Consider the following 14,006-nt stretch of genomic DNA (forward strand, 5'->3'; position numbering starts at 1 on the left):
GGGAAACATCGGCCGTCCGGCCGGGGGTCACCCATCCGGAACGGCCCGGACCGGCGAAACAAACGTCCGCGAATGCAGGTAAAGCAGCGAAACTCAATAAACAATTCTTCCGGACGCATAAAGAATCGCCCCCCGCTCGACTGCGGGAGGCGATTCTTATGAGGTGCGGACTTATTTCACTTCGTTGTGGGTTCCGCATTCAGTACAGGTCCACGTCTTCGGTACTCCGATGATTCCGGTCTCGAAAGCTTGGCCGCATCCTCGGCATTCGAGCCACGCCCGGAATCTTCTACAGATCGCGATCACGGTTGTCTCCTCCGGCTCTGTGTGATTGCCCGTTCGCGTGCCTGCGGGATCAGCCCGCGCTTACTTCTTGCCGTGGCGCCGGTCGATCAGTGCGAAATACGCGGGAGTTCCGAACTCCGGGCAGTCGCACGGGGCGTGAGTGCAGAGTGCGCACCGGACTTGTGAGGCGTCCACTTCCCCGGCCGCGTAGGCGTCAATGTCCGGGCTCCACTTTGCTCCCAGCTTGGCGACAGCCTCTTTCGGGTCCATCTGCTGAGTCCCTTCGTCCGTTCCGTCTAGGATGACTTCTTTTCCGCTTCGGATTCGGTCTGCCACCAGTCCCGCAATTCGCGGGCGGTGTAGACGGTGGCGCGGCCTTCTTTGATTCCGTCCGGGAAGGGGCGGCCCGCGTCACGGGCCCGGGTCCGCCTTCTCTTTGCCGCCTCATAGCTCAGAGGGATGATTCCGGATTCGCACGCCTCCTCCAGCGTGTAACGCTTCTCCGGCGCGGCCGGGGCCGGTTGCGTGAATGTCCCTGTGAAGCTCTGAGCGCGCTTCTGACGGTCCGCGAGCCATACCACGGTCCCATCCTCGGTCTGAGGCGTGTCCCCGTCCCCTGAGTCCCCCAGAGCCCCCGCGATCTCGTAAGGGCGGCGGCCCGCCTTCGGGGGGACAGCCTGAGGGGACGCGGCCGGCAGAGGCTCCGGCCGGGGCTGCATGAGGGGAACCTGGTGACCTTGATAGGTGACCTGAGGGGCCGTATCGAGGAAATTCATAACGTCGCTGCTCGTGACGTACGGCACCTGTACTTGACGGTGAAGGCCCCCGCGTACGTGGACCCAACGGCCTTGCACTTCCGACGATTGAGCACGCGGCCGAGTACCCACGAGGGAATCCCAAGCCTGGTGACTGAATCGCGACAGGCCCTTATCTCCGTACATGTCGCGCAGGGTTCCATCGCTGGCCCCTCCGGCGACCTCCGCTGTCATGCGCTGGTACACGCCGATGAGGCGGATATTGACCTGTCGAGCCTTCAACAGAAGACGCGCGATATCATTCCAGACGGGGGCTTTGGCTTTATCACCCTTGCTCTTAATTTCCTCCCAAACGATTTTCGTCTCTAGGGCGAAATCGTTCTGCTCCTCAAGGATCAGAAACTTCGGGGGGAACTTGGCGTCAGGGTTCCGGGCGAGATAGTTATAGCGGTCGTCCATCTCGAATCGCGTTTCTTCGATAGCGGACCACATTTCCGTGATTTCGCCGTTGTAGATACGCATTCCGGGGACGCCTTCAAGCCCGGCGAATGAGACTAGCTTTGAGTCGATACCCACGAAATCGCGGACTCCGTGGAACGCTAGCTGCATCACCAGAAGGCGAATCAGGGTGGACTTTCCGGCACCGGTACCGGCTGACAGTCCGAGGTGAGCAACGGCCCCGCCAAAGTCGATTCGGAGAGGGGCGAGATCACAACCAAGCCCCATCAGCGGAGTCTCAAGGGAGCCTTGCCTCAGCAACGGCGCGACGTCGCGGAACTCCAAGTAACTCGGAGGTGCGGGCTTGTGACGGAATGTCAGGGTGTAGGGGGCGTGTCCGCTTCGGGCGTGATTCCAGTCCCCGCCCAACCGGGCGGCGACCAGCCGGGCCGCCTGTGAGATCTGGTCGGGCCGGTGGTGATCCGGCAGAGGGATGACGACCTCCGCGTCATCGTCCTGCCAGTTCTTCGGGAGCACGATGCCCTCAAGGATGCGGGCCGGCCGCTCCTCCAAAGCGGGAGCGAGGACGGCCGCGAGGGGCCTCACGATCTCGCGGCGGTGCTGGGCGGTGCTCAGGGCCTGCCAGATGCGCAGGCCCGCGTACGCGGTCAGGCAGAAGGCCAGAGTGACCAGTGCCCACGGGGCGTAGACCCACAGCCACGCGAGGACCACGAGCGCCGGGTAAGGCAGCATCCGGAGCCACGCAGGGCGGCCGTAGAACGGGCTCAGAGACGGCCGCCGGGCAACGCTCTCGGCTGACCGGAACATCGTTGCCCCCCCTTCGTCCGTCCGGCTCTTGGTGCCGATCGTGGCCCCGCCGATGGAGACCCGGCCGTGCCTCATGTGCTGGATCACGTGCCGGGCTCCCAGCACCAGGGAAGCGAAGAACAGGGCCAGCCAAAACCAGCGGTCGAATCCGGGGATGGCGGCCCGGAGGGCGTCAGCGACGTGACGGACGATGTCGATCAGCTCAGACATGGGCCACCTCCGACCGCTGTGTCTGGAGACCGGACTCCCATAGCCAGCACGTGACCCGGCCGTCTGAGGTGGGGACGTCGACCCATGCCCGGCCGACGTCGGGACGGCTAGACGTCTGGGCGGCCCACGATGCAGCCTCAGGCCACGTCATCCGGACCCGGACCCACTCGACCGGCCCGGCGGGGCTCGACCAGCCGAGCCCGAACTCTTCGACGGTCCACCCCCGGCCGGTCGAGCCCGGCCGGGCCGTACGCACGACCAGGGCGGCCCCGCCGCAGTGCCGGAGCACGGCCGCGGACAGGGCCACCAGGACCGCGCAGAGGATGAACAGCCCCACCAGGACCACGGGCAGGGTCAGCGTCCACAGATCTATCCCGCTCATGACTGCACCTCCGGGAGGATCGCCCCGGCATGGCTCGCCGGGACGTAGGTGGTCAGGTCGGCCCCGGCCGACAGGGCCGGGGGTAGTGCGAGAGTCACGGGGGCCAGGCCCCGCTCAGTGACCGCGTACAGGGTCACGCGACCCTGCAACGCTGCGGCGTCACGCTGGAGTTCCGGCATCACGCGCGTTACGGCCCGTTCGGGCCGGCGGCCGTACCAGGGGCCAACCCGGGGCTGTAGGACGATCGCACCGAGGAACAGCCCGGCCCCGAAGGTTCCGGCGCCCACGGCGACCAGTGAGAGAATGCTCATGCTCTTGCTCCTTTGAAGTGGCGAGGGTGGCCGGGGCCAGCGTTCGGGTGCAATCGAGGCGCTGGCCCCGGGGCTTTGTACGGGTCACTCCGACCCTCTGTGAAGCTGCAGAACCGGCGCAACGGGCTCAGGGGGCGTCGTCTTGGCGCGCTCCCTGCGAAGCACGGTCTTGACGTTCTCCGGCTGTACGGCGTGCCCGCGCTCAGCGAGCCACGCGATGACCTCGCCCTGACTGGCATCCAACCCGAGCGCGGTCAGGGCAATCCGCACCTTGTCGGAGTCGTGCGGAGCCCGTGCGAGCAGGAACACCGGACGCGCGAGGGCGTCACCGCGCAGGGCGTCAAGGATTGCCGCGTTCTCCGGCTCCGACAGGTACTCGTCTTCGTCCGAGTCGTCGCACTCCGGGGCGAGGAACGACACCGCGAGCGGGGCCGGGCCGGGGTCACTGGCCGGGGTCGGGGTCACCTCGAAAGGGTCAGGGGGGTTGGGGACCGCGTCGAGCATCGTGAGGACGTCGCGCCAACGGACAGGGCGCGCGGGGTCGGGGTCGGGGTCGTGACCCTCCCCGGCGGGGTCACCGGGGGCCACCTTGACCCCGGCCGGGGTCAGCGCGGGGGCCGGAACCGGCCGGGGGGCCGGGACTATGACGGGGTCGGGGTCAGGGTCATGACCCTGCCCGGCGGGGTCGGCCGGGGTCAGCTCGACCGGCTCGGCCCGCTTGCCGGGTCTGGGGCCTGAGGGGTCCGGGTCGGGCTCGACCAGCGCGACCAGCTCGACGGACTCGACAGGCTCAGGGGTCCGGGTCGAGCGGTCCCTGTGCAGCATGTGGGCGAGGGCGGCCCCGGCCCCCAGCACCAGCACGGGCAGGCAGGACACAAGAGTTGTGATCCACCAGGGGGCGGAGTCGCGGCCGGTCGAGGCCAGAAGGTGATAGGCCACCTGACCGAACATGCCGAGAACCAGCGCCGCGAGGGCCGACCAGCCGGCGAATCGCCGGGTCGTGCCGGAGATCGGCGCGCTGGTCAGGTAGGCCGACAGCGCGAACGCGGCGTAAGCCTCGACCCCGATGGGGAGCGTTACCGCGCTGTTGATCGTGAGCTCGTCCGCGATGCCGGGCAGGGGCTTGACCGGCCCGAACCCGGTCATCTCTCCGAGCCCGACCCAACCCGACCAGGTCGCGACCCCGGCCGGGAGTGCCAGGAACGCGAGAGGCCAACGGCGAGGCCAGCGCGGCGAAACGTGATCAATCATCAGGGGCCTCCATCAGCAGTTCGGCCACTTCGTCAAGGTGTCGGAGCCCGACGCGGATGATCGCGTCGTGAACGGCCGTCTTCGTCCACTCCCGGCGGGTCTTGATCACAACCTCGATGCGGTTGGAGTCCACCTCTGCCACGACTTCCGGGGAGACCAGGAGACGGCTGATGGGTGCCCTCTGGGCCATGTGATTGCTCCTACTGCACGGCGGGGCGTGCGCTGTTCTCGTCATGTTGGCAAGCATGACACACCTTGCCGCTGTTGCCAACAGTGGCAAGCGGTGCCATGCTGATGTGCGTTGGTCAGCCTCGCATGGGTGGTGAACCCGTTGGCAACGTGACCAACGCACGTCGATCACAAGATCTCATCTTGTGATCACGCAGACAACAGAAAGGCCCGCCGGTGGTCCTGGCAGACAGTCCGGCGGGCCGACCAACCGTGAAAGGTGGTAGGTCCATCATGCCCCGAAACGACGAGCCCGCGCAGCGCGTGACGATCACGCGCGTGGACCACGGGGACCGTACCGGCCGTTGGGGGCCGGGCCGGGAGCCGGGCAACTGCCGGGACGAGTACGACCGGATGGTCCGGGAGGGCCGGGAGACCGGACGGGAGACCAGCCGGTGAACGGCCAGAAGGGCGCGAACGAGTCGGTCACCCCGGAGCCCTCGCGCAAGGGTGAATGGCCGAAAGCGGCGAACGACGGTCCGAGTCAGCCCTCCCTGTCCTGCGGGGGGTGCGGGGGCGTCACGTCCAAGCGGGGCCGCTGCGGCCGGTGTGGGAGTGACGTCAAGTGATCCGCTTCCTGTTCCGGGCCGTGCCCGTGGTCCTCGCGATCCTCGCCGGGCTCTTGCTCGCGGAGTACAACACGACCCACCCGGCCCCGCCGGTTAAGGCCCCCTCCGTGGTCCGTACGGCCCACCTCACCGACTCCCGCTGATCTGTTGGCCCCGGCCGGACCCTTCCGGCCGGGGCCTCACCCATGCCGGAACCTCACCAATGATGATCTCGTTTGAAGGTGCGCCGATGGATCAGCTCCCGCTAGATCACTCATCTCCCCCGCTGGTCGGAACCGCCGTCTGGGAGACGGTCATGCGCCGTGCTGGCTACCAGTGCGAGCACACCGGGTGCCCGGCCGATAGGCGTTCTCACGAGGGGCGTTGCCCGATCGTGGACAGCACGGCCGCGCGTCTGATCGCGGCCCCCCGGGACCCGGGGCCCGACCCCCTCAGGAAGATCCCGACCAGTGACCCGGCCGAACTGGTCGCCTGGTGCCCGAAGTGCTGGGACCGCGCGGTCAGTTCGGCGGCCCGGCTTCGCCGGCAGAAGCAGCAGAGGCGGGAGGCGGAACATGCTGACGTCCTGTTCTGACCGGCGGCCCCGTCTGCTCGACCTCTTCTGTGGTGCCGGAGGGGCAACCCGCGGTTACCAGATGGCCGGTTGGCATGTGACGGGAATCGATGTGGCCCCGCAACCGCGCTATTCCGGTGACGTCTTCATTCACGGTGACGCGCTGGAATTCGTTCGGGAGCACGGCCGCGAATTCGACGTGATCCACGCCAGTCCCCCATGCCAGCACGATTGCGCGCTGACAGCCGGCACCAACCAGGGCCGGCGGGAGCGGTATCCGGACCTGGTTCCCCCGACGCGGGCCCTGCTGTCGGAGATCGGGCGGCCGTATGTGATCGAGCAGCCTCAGGGCCGGGCTCCGATCCGTCGAGACGTCACCCTGTGCGGGGAGATGTTCGGGCTCAGGGTCCTCCGACACCGGCATTTCGAGCTGGGGGGATGGGCCGTCTCCCCGCCTATCCACAGGCGTCACAGAGGGCGCGTGCAGGGATGGCGTCATGGGGTCTACTACCCGGGTCCCTACGTCGCGGTGTACGGCGAGGGCGGCGGCAAGGGCTCCGTCTCGGAATGGCAGGAGGCTATGGGGATCGACTGGACAGACGTGCGCAAAGAGATCGCGGAGGCGATCCCGCCGGCCTATGCGAGGTGGATCGGGGAGCGCTTGATCCGTCTCGTCTCCGGAGAGGGGGGCCGGACGCATGCCGACACGCTCTTCTAGCGCCCCACAGGCCCCACAGATGAGGCGTAGTCTGCTGATCCTTAAAAGCATGAGGCCCCACCTGGTACCCGGAGTTAGAAGCTCCGGAGGCGGGGCCTCACCACAGAATCAACGGAGGAGAGTCTACGTGACTCCGCTGCTGCATTTGCAGTGCCATGCCCGCGCGTCTTGTGACGCCTTGGGGGTCGTTCGATGACAGCGGCCCCCGTTCTCCCCTTTCGTCACCCGCGAGGGCTGACCCCCGTTCCCGGCTCCCCCGGCTGGTCCTACCAGCTCGATCCCGGCCGGATCGTCAAAGGGTCCGGCGACGAAGAGCGGGTTACCACGGTGCTCGACTGGTGCCCGGTCGTGACCGAACGTCTCGTGACGTTGCGGGAGGACGGGACGGCCGGGGAGACCTATTACCGGCTGACGGTCGGGGAGGACACGGCCACGGTCTCCCATGAGGACGTCGCCACGCACAAGGTGTGGCACCGCATCGCGACGCCCGGGACCGGAACCCGGAACATCCGGGACGTCCTGACGAACGTCATCACCTCGCAGGGCGCGCAGCTCCCGCGCGTGCTCGCGGTGACCCGGACCGGTTGGCACGGCACGCCGGAGGGGGACCGGATCTATGTCTATGCGGACGGCCGGACGTGGCCGGAGAATGGCCGGGCTCACCTGATCGGGATGCCGGAGAGGTTGGCGTCTGCGGCCCGGCCGGTCGAGCCGGTCGAGCCGGACGGCGTACGGGCCGCGCTGGTCGAGCTGGTCGAGTCCGGGGGATGGGCGCCACTGTTCGGGCTCGCGGCCGGGGCTCGATCGTTGGGCCAGTCCATCCGGCCCGTCTCTGCGGCCCTGGTCATCTGGGGTGATCCGAACGCGGGCAAGACCTGCACCGCGACGGCCGGCCGGATGCTCATGCTCTCCGGAGACTGGCCTCCGGTCGTCACGGCCCGGTTCAACGACACCGTGACCGACCTCGAAATGAGTGTCGACGCAGAGGCCGACATGCCCACGCTGCTCGACGACCTCGCGTTGACTGCGGACGCCTCACAGGTCGAGCAGCGGGCGGCCCGGGACATGTTGGAGCGGATCATCCGGCCCGTGGGCAACCAGGAAGCCATCAGGGGCCGGAGGCGGCGGGACCTGACCGCGATGGACCGCCGCTATGTCCGCTCAATCCCCGTGATCACCGCGCAGCAGCTTCCCCGGGGCATGCAGGCGTCGCTGTACCGGCGTGCCGTGGTGCTGCACCTCGCGGCCGGGTCCGCGAACGTGCGCTGGTGGGCCCCGGTGGCGAAAGGCGGGCAGGGAGGGGCCGAACGGGTCGGCGCGGCCCTGCGGACGATCGGGGACCGGATCATCGCCCGGCTTGGAACGGCGGACGATCCGGGGGCACTCCTGGCGGACGCTGAGCGGGCCGCGCTCGCGGTGCTGGGGCCGGCCGTGGACCGCGCGGCCCCCGGTTGGGCGGACAGCGCGGACGGCATGGCCGGAGTGATCCACGCGGCGGCCGGGATGATGGCCGGTCTCGTGTTGATCGCGGACGCGGCCGGGGTCGAGCCGGGGCCGCTGCTCGCGGCCGTGGTCGAGCCGGTCGCCCGGACCCTGGCAGAGCAGGCGGACACGATGGCGGACCGGCGGGTAGCGACCGACGACCTCGCGGCGGCCGTGGGCGACATCATCCGGCGGGCCCTGATGGAACGGCGGGCGCACATCGCGGACGCGGCCGGGGACGTCGGCCCTGGCTTGGGTCCGGAGGGCCTTACCGCGACCGAGATGGGCCTCCGGCAGGCGGGCCGCGACGACTTCGGGCGGACGGCATGGGAGGGCGGCGGCCCGCCGCTGTATTGGCTGCCCGATCGGGGAGGGATCGGAGTCCGGTCCACCGCGCTGCATGACCTTGTCCGGGCCAACGGAGACCCCCGGGCCGCCGGGTACACCTCCGAATCGCTGGCCCGTGCCCTGCACCGTGGCAAAGCTCTGATCCCTTCCCGGGAGCGGGGCCGGGAGACGTCCCATCAGGTCCGGTTGAAGGGCCACGACAAGACCACGCGGCTTGTCATCCTCCGGCCGGACGTGGTTTGGCCCGATCAGGCGGAAGACGGCGGGGCCCCGGCCGCGCCTCTGGCCCCCCGCCCGGCCGCCGGGCCGGACACTACGCCGGGACCGGTCGAGCCCGGCCACGTGGGCCAGGAGCAAGCCGCGGTTTCCGTTTCCCCAGCTCAACCCGTAATCGAGGCGGCAAAGAGCGATCCGCCGGCCCAAGTTCCGGCCCGGGTCGAGACGGCCCCGGCTGGGCCGGTCCTCGCGATCGGAGCCGACACGTACGGGCTGGTGCTGGGCGATGGACGCACGGAGGACCCGGGCGACGCCTACGCGAGCATGCCCGCGTTTCTGGCCCGGCTGGTCGAGCTGATGCCGGAGGGCGGGACGGTCGCCCTCGCTGCGGCCGTGGCCGCCGGGCTCGGCTACCCGGCCAGGCCGGACAACGCGCGGCCGGGCCGGAAGGGGCCCGCGAAAAAGCACCAGGACTGCCGGGCGGTCGAGGCGGCCCGTGCGGACGGTTGGGAGTGCAGCGCGGCCGGGGTCGGCGCGTGGACGATTTGGCACGGGGCCGGGCGGCCGTCTCTCGCCGTGGTGGTTCTCGATTGGCTCGACCCCCGGAAGATGGGCGTGTCCGGTGCGCCGTACCTGAGGGCCGACCACGACCCGGCGACGGCCGCCTACCTTCTGCAGGCGTACCGGGAGAGGACCGGCGTGCCGTACGTCATGACGGCCGGGACCTCCGGTGTGAACATGATCCGCCACGAGTACAGCGGGGCCCGGCGGGGCCGTCGACGGCCGCCGCTCATGAAGTGGGACGGCACCGGGAGCCCGGCCGCAGAGGTGCAGGAGAACGCGGCCGTCTGGTCGCGACCGGCGACCGATGAGGAACGGTCCGCCGGATGGGTGATCGGCTATGACGCCCGGATGGCCTATCTCGCGGCGGCCGGGGTCGCTGATCTGGCCGTCGACCGGCTGGAGCACACCGGGACCCCCGGCGGGTTCGACCCCTCGCGGGCCGGCTACTGGTTGGTGTCCGGTCAGTGGCAGCCGTACCCGATGCTGCCCCCGCTGACCGGCCGGGCCGGTGACGGTACGGCGTGGCTGACGACGCCCACGGTCCGACTCCTGATCGACCACGGAATGCCGGAGGACGCGATCACCGATGCGTGGCTGTCGGCCGGCCGTCAGGGCCACACGGCGCGTCTGCTGCGCGGGCCGGTCGAGCGCATCCGCGACGGCATCGCGGGCATCCCGGCCGACGTCGAAAACGAAGACGCCGCCGTGCGGGACGCGCTGAAAGCCACGTACCGCGAGATGGTCGGCATGCTCCGGCGAGGGACCGCGTACATCGTGCGCCCGGACTGGTCGGACACGATCATTGCGCAGAGCCGGGCTAACCTTCTCCGCAAGGCGATCAAGATCGGTCGGGAGACCGGCCGTTGGCCCCTCCGGGTGGACACGGACGCGCTGTGGTACGCGGCGGCCGGGCCGGACCCTGCGACGGCATGCCCGGCCGGGCTTCCCCTGTACGACCCGGCCATGGGGGCCGGGCTCGGGACGTTCACGCCTAAGCACGTCATGACGATGACCGACTATCTCGGCAAGGAGGGCTGAGCATGCCTGAGATGCGACGCCCCATGGGTGCCGGGGAAGCCCTGTATTCGACGCTCACCGGTCTTTCCCCGCGCTCTGAGGGGAAGACCACCCAAGCGCGCGTCAAGGACGCCCTAAAGCGCCTCATGGGCAAGGGAGAGGCCCGCAGTGAGGGCGAGGCAAAGCGGAAGCTCGCCGAAAAGGTGGGGGTCAGTGTCCGCACCGTTCAGAAATGGGCCAAGGGTCAGCAGGAGGCCACGAACACGGCCCGGGGCAACCACGCGGACAAGTTGGCAGCCGCCCAACGGGCCGCCCGACTCAAGCCCGGCCGGGTCGAGAAAATGCGCGCGGCCGGTCGAGCGGCCCCCGTCCCTCCGGGGACCCAACCGCAGACCCAGGCCGGCGGGGACGCATCGGCGGCGGCCGGGGCCAAGAGTTGGAGCGGGATCGACCGTCTCGGCGCGGGCGGGGTCGGGCTCCGGCTCTACGGCACGGTCCGGGTCTCCGACGACGAACGGGACCGGTGGATCAGCCCGGGGCAGAGCATCCCCGAAAGCTCTCTGGGAGCGCTGATAGATCGGCTCGTTGCAGAGGGCCCCGAAGCGGCCGGGGAAGAGCTGAATAAGCTTCTCAGTTACTACGTGCCCGGCATGTCCATCACGAATATCGAGGCCATCGAATACTAAGGCTCTCGCGATAAAAGAAGTGGCCCGAAGGGTTTCCCCTCCGGGCCACTTCTTTTAGAAAGGACTATCCGAAGTCCTCCCAGCAAATGAATCCGCAGTCATCGCAGATCTCGATAGTCCTGTTATTGAAGAACGACGTCCGCCGGTGCTCGCATGTGTCCTCGTTCACGGTTCCTCCTCAGTCTCGCCAGTCAGCCCGCGAGGACTTCCGCGAGCATGGCCCGGTGTGCCCGGAACACGTCCCCGGCGTAGGTGTCCGCGAGGTAGGCGGTCAGGTCGTCGTACGAGTCGGCGCGCACCCACACCGCGCGGCGGGCGTCGTCGGCCCCAACCACGGCCGGGAGGTCCGCCACCTTGCCCAGCTCGACCACGGCCGGGGTCGTGACCATCCATGCCTCGTCCGAGGCGCGCGGGTCGGGGACGTACCGCGCGGGCATCACCTGCCACGCGGCCCCGGGCAGGACAAGCCCGGTCTCCTCGGCCAGCTCCCGGACGGCGGCGGCGGCCGGGGTCTCCCCGGGGTCGACCATCCCGCCGGGGACCGCCCACCCGTGGTCGTCGTCCCGCTCGACCATCAGCAACCACCGGCGCCCGCCGTGGTGCGCGGTCACGATCGCGTCGGCCGCCTGGCGCTCGCCCCAGTGGCCGAGCTCGTTCCGGCCGTACCGGATGCCGGTCGGGGCGAACGGGTTGAGCGGCCGGCCGTCGACCACCTCGAAGGGGATCGCGGCGCGGGCCTGACGGGCGGGCCAGTCGATCAGAGCCGGGTCCGTGATGGGGTCGGCCCAACTTTCCCCGCGTGCGCCGGCAGTCAGCACGTCCGGGTCGGTGTACTCGATTCCGCCGGTCACGGGCTTTGTCCTGTGGTCCATCATGGGTGTGATCCCTTTCGTTCTTTGAGAGGTGCGATGGGTGATCGGGGCGCGGCCGGGGCGGATTCCCGGCCGCGCCCGCCCTGCTACTTCTTGCCCTTGCCCTTGCCCTTGCTCTTCGTGACGAAGGTCTGAGAGATCCCGCCCGTGGTCCCGTTCACGACGATGACGCCGGGGCCGTCGAAGGTCTGGGAGATGATGTTTCCCTTTCCGAGGTGGACGGCCCCCCCGGGCTCGCCCCCGATGACGGTGCCGATGTCACCGTCGTAGTCCTCCGCGTCTCCCACGATCCGACCGTTGATGATGTTCATGAGATCGAGTCCCTTTCTCTGCTGAGGTCAGATGACAACGGGCTTGGTGATGTCGAGGTGATCGACCTCCACGCCGTAGCCTCCGGCGCGGAGCCATGTCGCGATTTCCTCCGCGACGACGACCGACCGGTGCCGGCCGCCCTTGCAGAAGACGAAGCCGCGGACGAGTTGCCCCGTGGGGTTTCCCCATCCGTCGACCAGGGTCCGCAACTGGTCGGCCGTACGCCCGATGATGTCGAGCGCTCCCGGGGTGTCGAGGACGTAGGCGCGCACCTCCGGGTCGAGCCCCGTGCGCTGGATCATGCGCTCCCTGACGTCCGGGTCCTCCGGCGGGTTGCGAAGGGCTCGGGTCAGGTTGACCGCGAGGCCGGTCTCCTCCGGGGGGTCCCGGTGCAGAACCCCGTACGTGGTCAGGGAGACCTGTAGGAGGTACGACCCAGCCGGGCGCGTCGTCACGGTCTCCTCTGCCGGGGCCTGCGAGCGGTCCCGGTAGTCGACGCCCTCAGCGGTCAGGTCCGCATACACCGTGTCGCGGGAGACTCCGGCCGCGCGTGCGATGGCCCGGACGTTGCGCTCCCCGGCTCGCCACGCGGCGGCAGTGAGCCGGGGCCGGACGCTCTTCTGACTGGTCGCCCACTGTGCGAGGGCCTTAAGGGCCGCCTCGCGGGGGCTTTCGTTGCTCATGCCTAGAGACTATGTCGAGTCATTAGACATGTCGAGCGATTCGACACACCTAGAGAGCGAAGTAAGGCGATCCTGGCCAGAGGGCCACTCTCGGGCTACGGTCGAGACGTCAAGACGTCGAACCGACACAGACGCCTAGACGTCAGGCAGAAAGGAGCGCAGGCATGGCCAAAGACCGCCCGCCGTTGTGGCTGATCTCCATGCTCAAAGGCGGGGTCCGCAAGAGCACGTCAACGATGATGTTGGCATTCGCGCTGGCCCGACGCGGGGAAGAGGTGCTAGTGATCGATGCCGACCACGGCACCCAGGGCGTCACCGACTGGGCGACCCGGGTTTACGCCGATGGCGGGGAACTCCCGTTCCACGTCTCACAGTGGACGCCCCGGCTCGGCCTCCTGGTGCCGTTCATCCGGCAGCAGCAGCGGGAGACCGGAGCGGGCCGCGTCCTGGTCGACGTAGGTGGAGAGGCCCCCGAAGTCCTGCGGCAAGTCGTCCTAGCTGCGGACCGGGTCATCTCTCCGGGCGGGGCCGAACAGGGGGAACTGTCCCGCTTGCCGGCCACCCGTTCCATCGTGGACCCAACAGGCGTCCGCATGTCGGTCCTCCTGACCCGGGTCCCGGCCGCCTACCAGGGGAGCGCACGGGACGCCCGGAGGGACCTGACCGCCGATGGCTATCACGTGCTGGAGACGGAGATCCCGCAGGGCCGGGAGAAGTATGCCCATGTATGGGGCACCGTCCCTGATGATCTCGGCGCGTATGACGCCCTCGCCGATGAGTTGCTTAAGGACGAATAGCGATGGCACAGCAGAGGAGATTCCGCACAGCGGCCCCGACTCCCCCGAACGCTGACGAGGTTGTTCCTGACGTCACGACGCCTGTACGTCAAGACGTCAAGACACCGAAAGCGACCTCTGACACCCGTACCGCCTTCACGTGGAGACTCACCCCTGACCAGGTGATCGAACACGATGAGCTGATATTGCAGCTACGGCGAGAGTTGGGCCGGGCCAAGCTCGATAAGGCGACCGTACTTGACGCACTGATCAAGCTCGCGGCGGAGAACCGCGCGGTTTACGGTGCGCTGGTTGCGAGACTTCAAGACGTCTAGACGCCCAGACGTATCACACTCTCGGGATTTGAAATCGCCTCCCGCAGTCGAGCGGGGGGCGATTCTTTATGTGTCCGGAAGAATTGTTTATCGAGTTTCGCTGCTTTACCTGCATTCGCGGACGTTTGTTTCGCCGGTCCGGGCCGTTCCGGATGGGTGACCCCCGGCCGGACGGCCGATGTTTCCC

14 protein-coding genes are annotated in these 14,006 nt (G+C 68.7%); 6 read left to right on the plus strand and 8 right to left on the minus strand.

Annotation, left to right across the window (positions count from 1 at the left end):
- Positions 1 to 581: 581 nt before the first annotated feature.
- From AB0O28_RS39355 to AB0O28_RS39375, 5 genes are all read right to left on the minus strand, one after another.
- The gene (locus tag AB0O28_RS39355) at positions 582 to 2,516 is read right to left on the minus strand and encodes a hypothetical protein (protein WP_363648061.1); all 1,935 of its coding nucleotides are present in this window, start codon (positions 2,514 to 2,516) and stop codon (positions 582 to 584) included.
- Entirely contained in the window at positions 2,509 to 2,898 is a 390-nt protein-coding gene (locus AB0O28_RS39360; RefSeq protein ID WP_363648063.1) for a hypothetical protein, read from the minus strand. Before AB0O28_RS39360 ends, AB0O28_RS39355 begins: the two co-directional genes overlap by 8 nt.
- Positions 2,895 to 3,209 carry a hypothetical protein gene (locus AB0O28_RS39365; protein WP_363648065.1) on the minus strand — a complete coding sequence of 105 codons (315 nt, stop codon included), beginning with the start codon at positions 3,207 to 3,209 and terminating at the stop codon, positions 2,895 to 2,897. Before AB0O28_RS39365 ends, AB0O28_RS39360 begins: the two co-directional genes overlap by 4 nt.
- A gap of 84 nt (positions 3,210 to 3,293) precedes the next feature.
- Positions 3,294 to 4,460: a hypothetical protein gene (locus AB0O28_RS39370; RefSeq protein ID WP_363648067.1), complete on the minus strand. Its 1,167-nt coding sequence runs from the start codon at positions 4,458 to 4,460 to the stop codon at positions 3,294 to 3,296.
- Complete coding sequence (locus AB0O28_RS39375) at positions 4,453 to 4,650, minus strand: hypothetical protein (RefSeq protein WP_363648069.1); 198 nt, start codon at positions 4,648 to 4,650, stop codon at positions 4,453 to 4,455. Before AB0O28_RS39375 ends, AB0O28_RS39370 begins: the two co-directional genes overlap by 8 nt.
- Positions 4,651 to 4,922: 272 nt before the next feature.
- Between AB0O28_RS39375 and AB0O28_RS39380 the strand changes: the two genes are divergently transcribed.
- The 5 genes from AB0O28_RS39380 (at position 4,923) to AB0O28_RS39400 (ending at position 10,841) form a co-directional block, all read left to right on the plus strand.
- Entirely contained in the window at positions 4,923 to 5,087 is a 165-nt protein-coding gene (locus AB0O28_RS39380; protein ID WP_363648071.1) for a hypothetical protein, read from the plus strand.
- Positions 5,088 to 5,253: 166 nt separating this feature from the next.
- Positions 5,254 to 5,400, plus strand: coding sequence for a hypothetical protein (locus tag AB0O28_RS39385; RefSeq protein ID WP_363648073.1), 147 nt, complete (start codon positions 5,254 to 5,256; stop codon positions 5,398 to 5,400).
- A gap of 411 nt (positions 5,401 to 5,811) precedes the next feature.
- Entirely contained in the window at positions 5,812 to 6,528 is a 717-nt protein-coding gene (locus AB0O28_RS39390; RefSeq protein ID WP_363648075.1) for a DNA cytosine methyltransferase, read from the plus strand.
- 192 nt (positions 6,529 to 6,720) lie between these two features.
- A complete protein-coding gene (locus AB0O28_RS39395; protein WP_363648077.1) occupies positions 6,721 to 10,176 on the plus strand; it encodes a hypothetical protein in 3,456 nt (1,151 codons plus the stop codon).
- 2 nt (positions 10,177 to 10,178) lie between these two features.
- A complete protein-coding gene (locus tag AB0O28_RS39400; protein ID WP_363648079.1) occupies positions 10,179 to 10,841 on the plus strand; it encodes a hypothetical protein in 663 nt (220 codons plus the stop codon).
- A gap of 191 nt (positions 10,842 to 11,032) precedes the next feature.
- Here AB0O28_RS39400 and AB0O28_RS39405 read toward each other — a convergent pair whose 3' ends face one another.
- From AB0O28_RS39405 to AB0O28_RS39415, 3 genes are all read right to left on the minus strand, one after another.
- Entirely contained in the window at positions 11,033 to 11,692 is a 660-nt protein-coding gene (locus tag AB0O28_RS39405; RefSeq protein ID WP_363648081.1) for an NUDIX domain-containing protein, read from the minus strand.
- Positions 11,693 to 11,799: 107 nt separating this feature from the next.
- The gene (locus AB0O28_RS39410) at positions 11,800 to 12,024 is read right to left on the minus strand and encodes a hypothetical protein (protein ID WP_363648083.1); all 225 of its coding nucleotides are present in this window, start codon (positions 12,022 to 12,024) and stop codon (positions 11,800 to 11,802) included.
- Between the two features lie 27 nt (positions 12,025 to 12,051).
- Positions 12,052 to 12,708 (minus strand): RNase adapter RapZ, encoded by a 657-nt coding sequence (locus tag AB0O28_RS39415; RefSeq protein ID WP_363648085.1) that lies wholly within the window; start codon positions 12,706 to 12,708, stop codon positions 12,052 to 12,054.
- Positions 12,709 to 12,872: 164 nt separating this feature from the next.
- Here AB0O28_RS39415 and AB0O28_RS39420 point away from each other — a divergent pair, with 164 nt between their 5' ends.
- Positions 12,873 to 13,505 (plus strand): ParA family protein, encoded by a 633-nt coding sequence (locus tag AB0O28_RS39420; RefSeq protein WP_363648087.1) that lies wholly within the window; start codon positions 12,873 to 12,875, stop codon positions 13,503 to 13,505.
- The last annotated feature ends 501 nt before the right edge of the window (positions 13,506 to 14,006 follow it).

The organism is Microbispora sp. NPDC088329 (genome assembly GCF_040685655.1).
Classification (GTDB): Bacteria; Actinomycetota; Actinomycetes; order Streptosporangiales; family Streptosporangiaceae; genus Microbispora.

Coding starts and splice junctions, on each gene's coding strand:
- AB0O28_RS39355 (WP_363648061.1), bottom strand. CDS start 2,516: ATGTCTGAGCTGATCGACATCGTCCGTCACGTCGCTGACGCCCTCCGG.
- AB0O28_RS39360 (WP_363648063.1), bottom strand. CDS start 2,898: ATGAGCGGGATAGATCTGTGGACGCTGACCCTGCCCGTGGTCCTGGTG.
- AB0O28_RS39365 (WP_363648065.1), bottom strand. CDS start 3,209: ATGAGCATTCTCTCACTGGTCGCCGTGGGCGCCGGAACCTTCGGGGCC.
- AB0O28_RS39370 (WP_363648067.1), bottom strand. CDS start 4,460: ATGATTGATCACGTTTCGCCGCGCTGGCCTCGCCGTTGGCCTCTCGCG.
- AB0O28_RS39375 (WP_363648069.1), bottom strand. CDS start 4,650: ATGGCCCAGAGGGCACCCATCAGCCGTCTCCTGGTCTCCCCGGAAGTC.
- AB0O28_RS39380 (WP_363648071.1), top strand. CDS start 4,923: ATGCCCCGAAACGACGAGCCCGCGCAGCGCGTGACGATCACGCGCGTG.
- AB0O28_RS39390 (WP_363648075.1), top strand. CDS start 5,812: ATGCTGACGTCCTGTTCTGACCGGCGGCCCCGTCTGCTCGACCTCTTC.
- AB0O28_RS39395 (WP_363648077.1), top strand. CDS start 6,721: ATGACAGCGGCCCCCGTTCTCCCCTTTCGTCACCCGCGAGGGCTGACC.
- AB0O28_RS39400 (WP_363648079.1), top strand. CDS start 10,179: ATGCCTGAGATGCGACGCCCCATGGGTGCCGGGGAAGCCCTGTATTCG.
- AB0O28_RS39410 (WP_363648083.1), bottom strand. CDS start 12,024: ATGAACATCATCAACGGTCGGATCGTGGGAGACGCGGAGGACTACGAC.
- AB0O28_RS39415 (WP_363648085.1), bottom strand. CDS start 12,708: ATGAGCAACGAAAGCCCCCGCGAGGCGGCCCTTAAGGCCCTCGCACAG.
- AB0O28_RS39420 (WP_363648087.1), top strand. CDS start 12,873: ATGGCCAAAGACCGCCCGCCGTTGTGGCTGATCTCCATGCTCAAAGGC.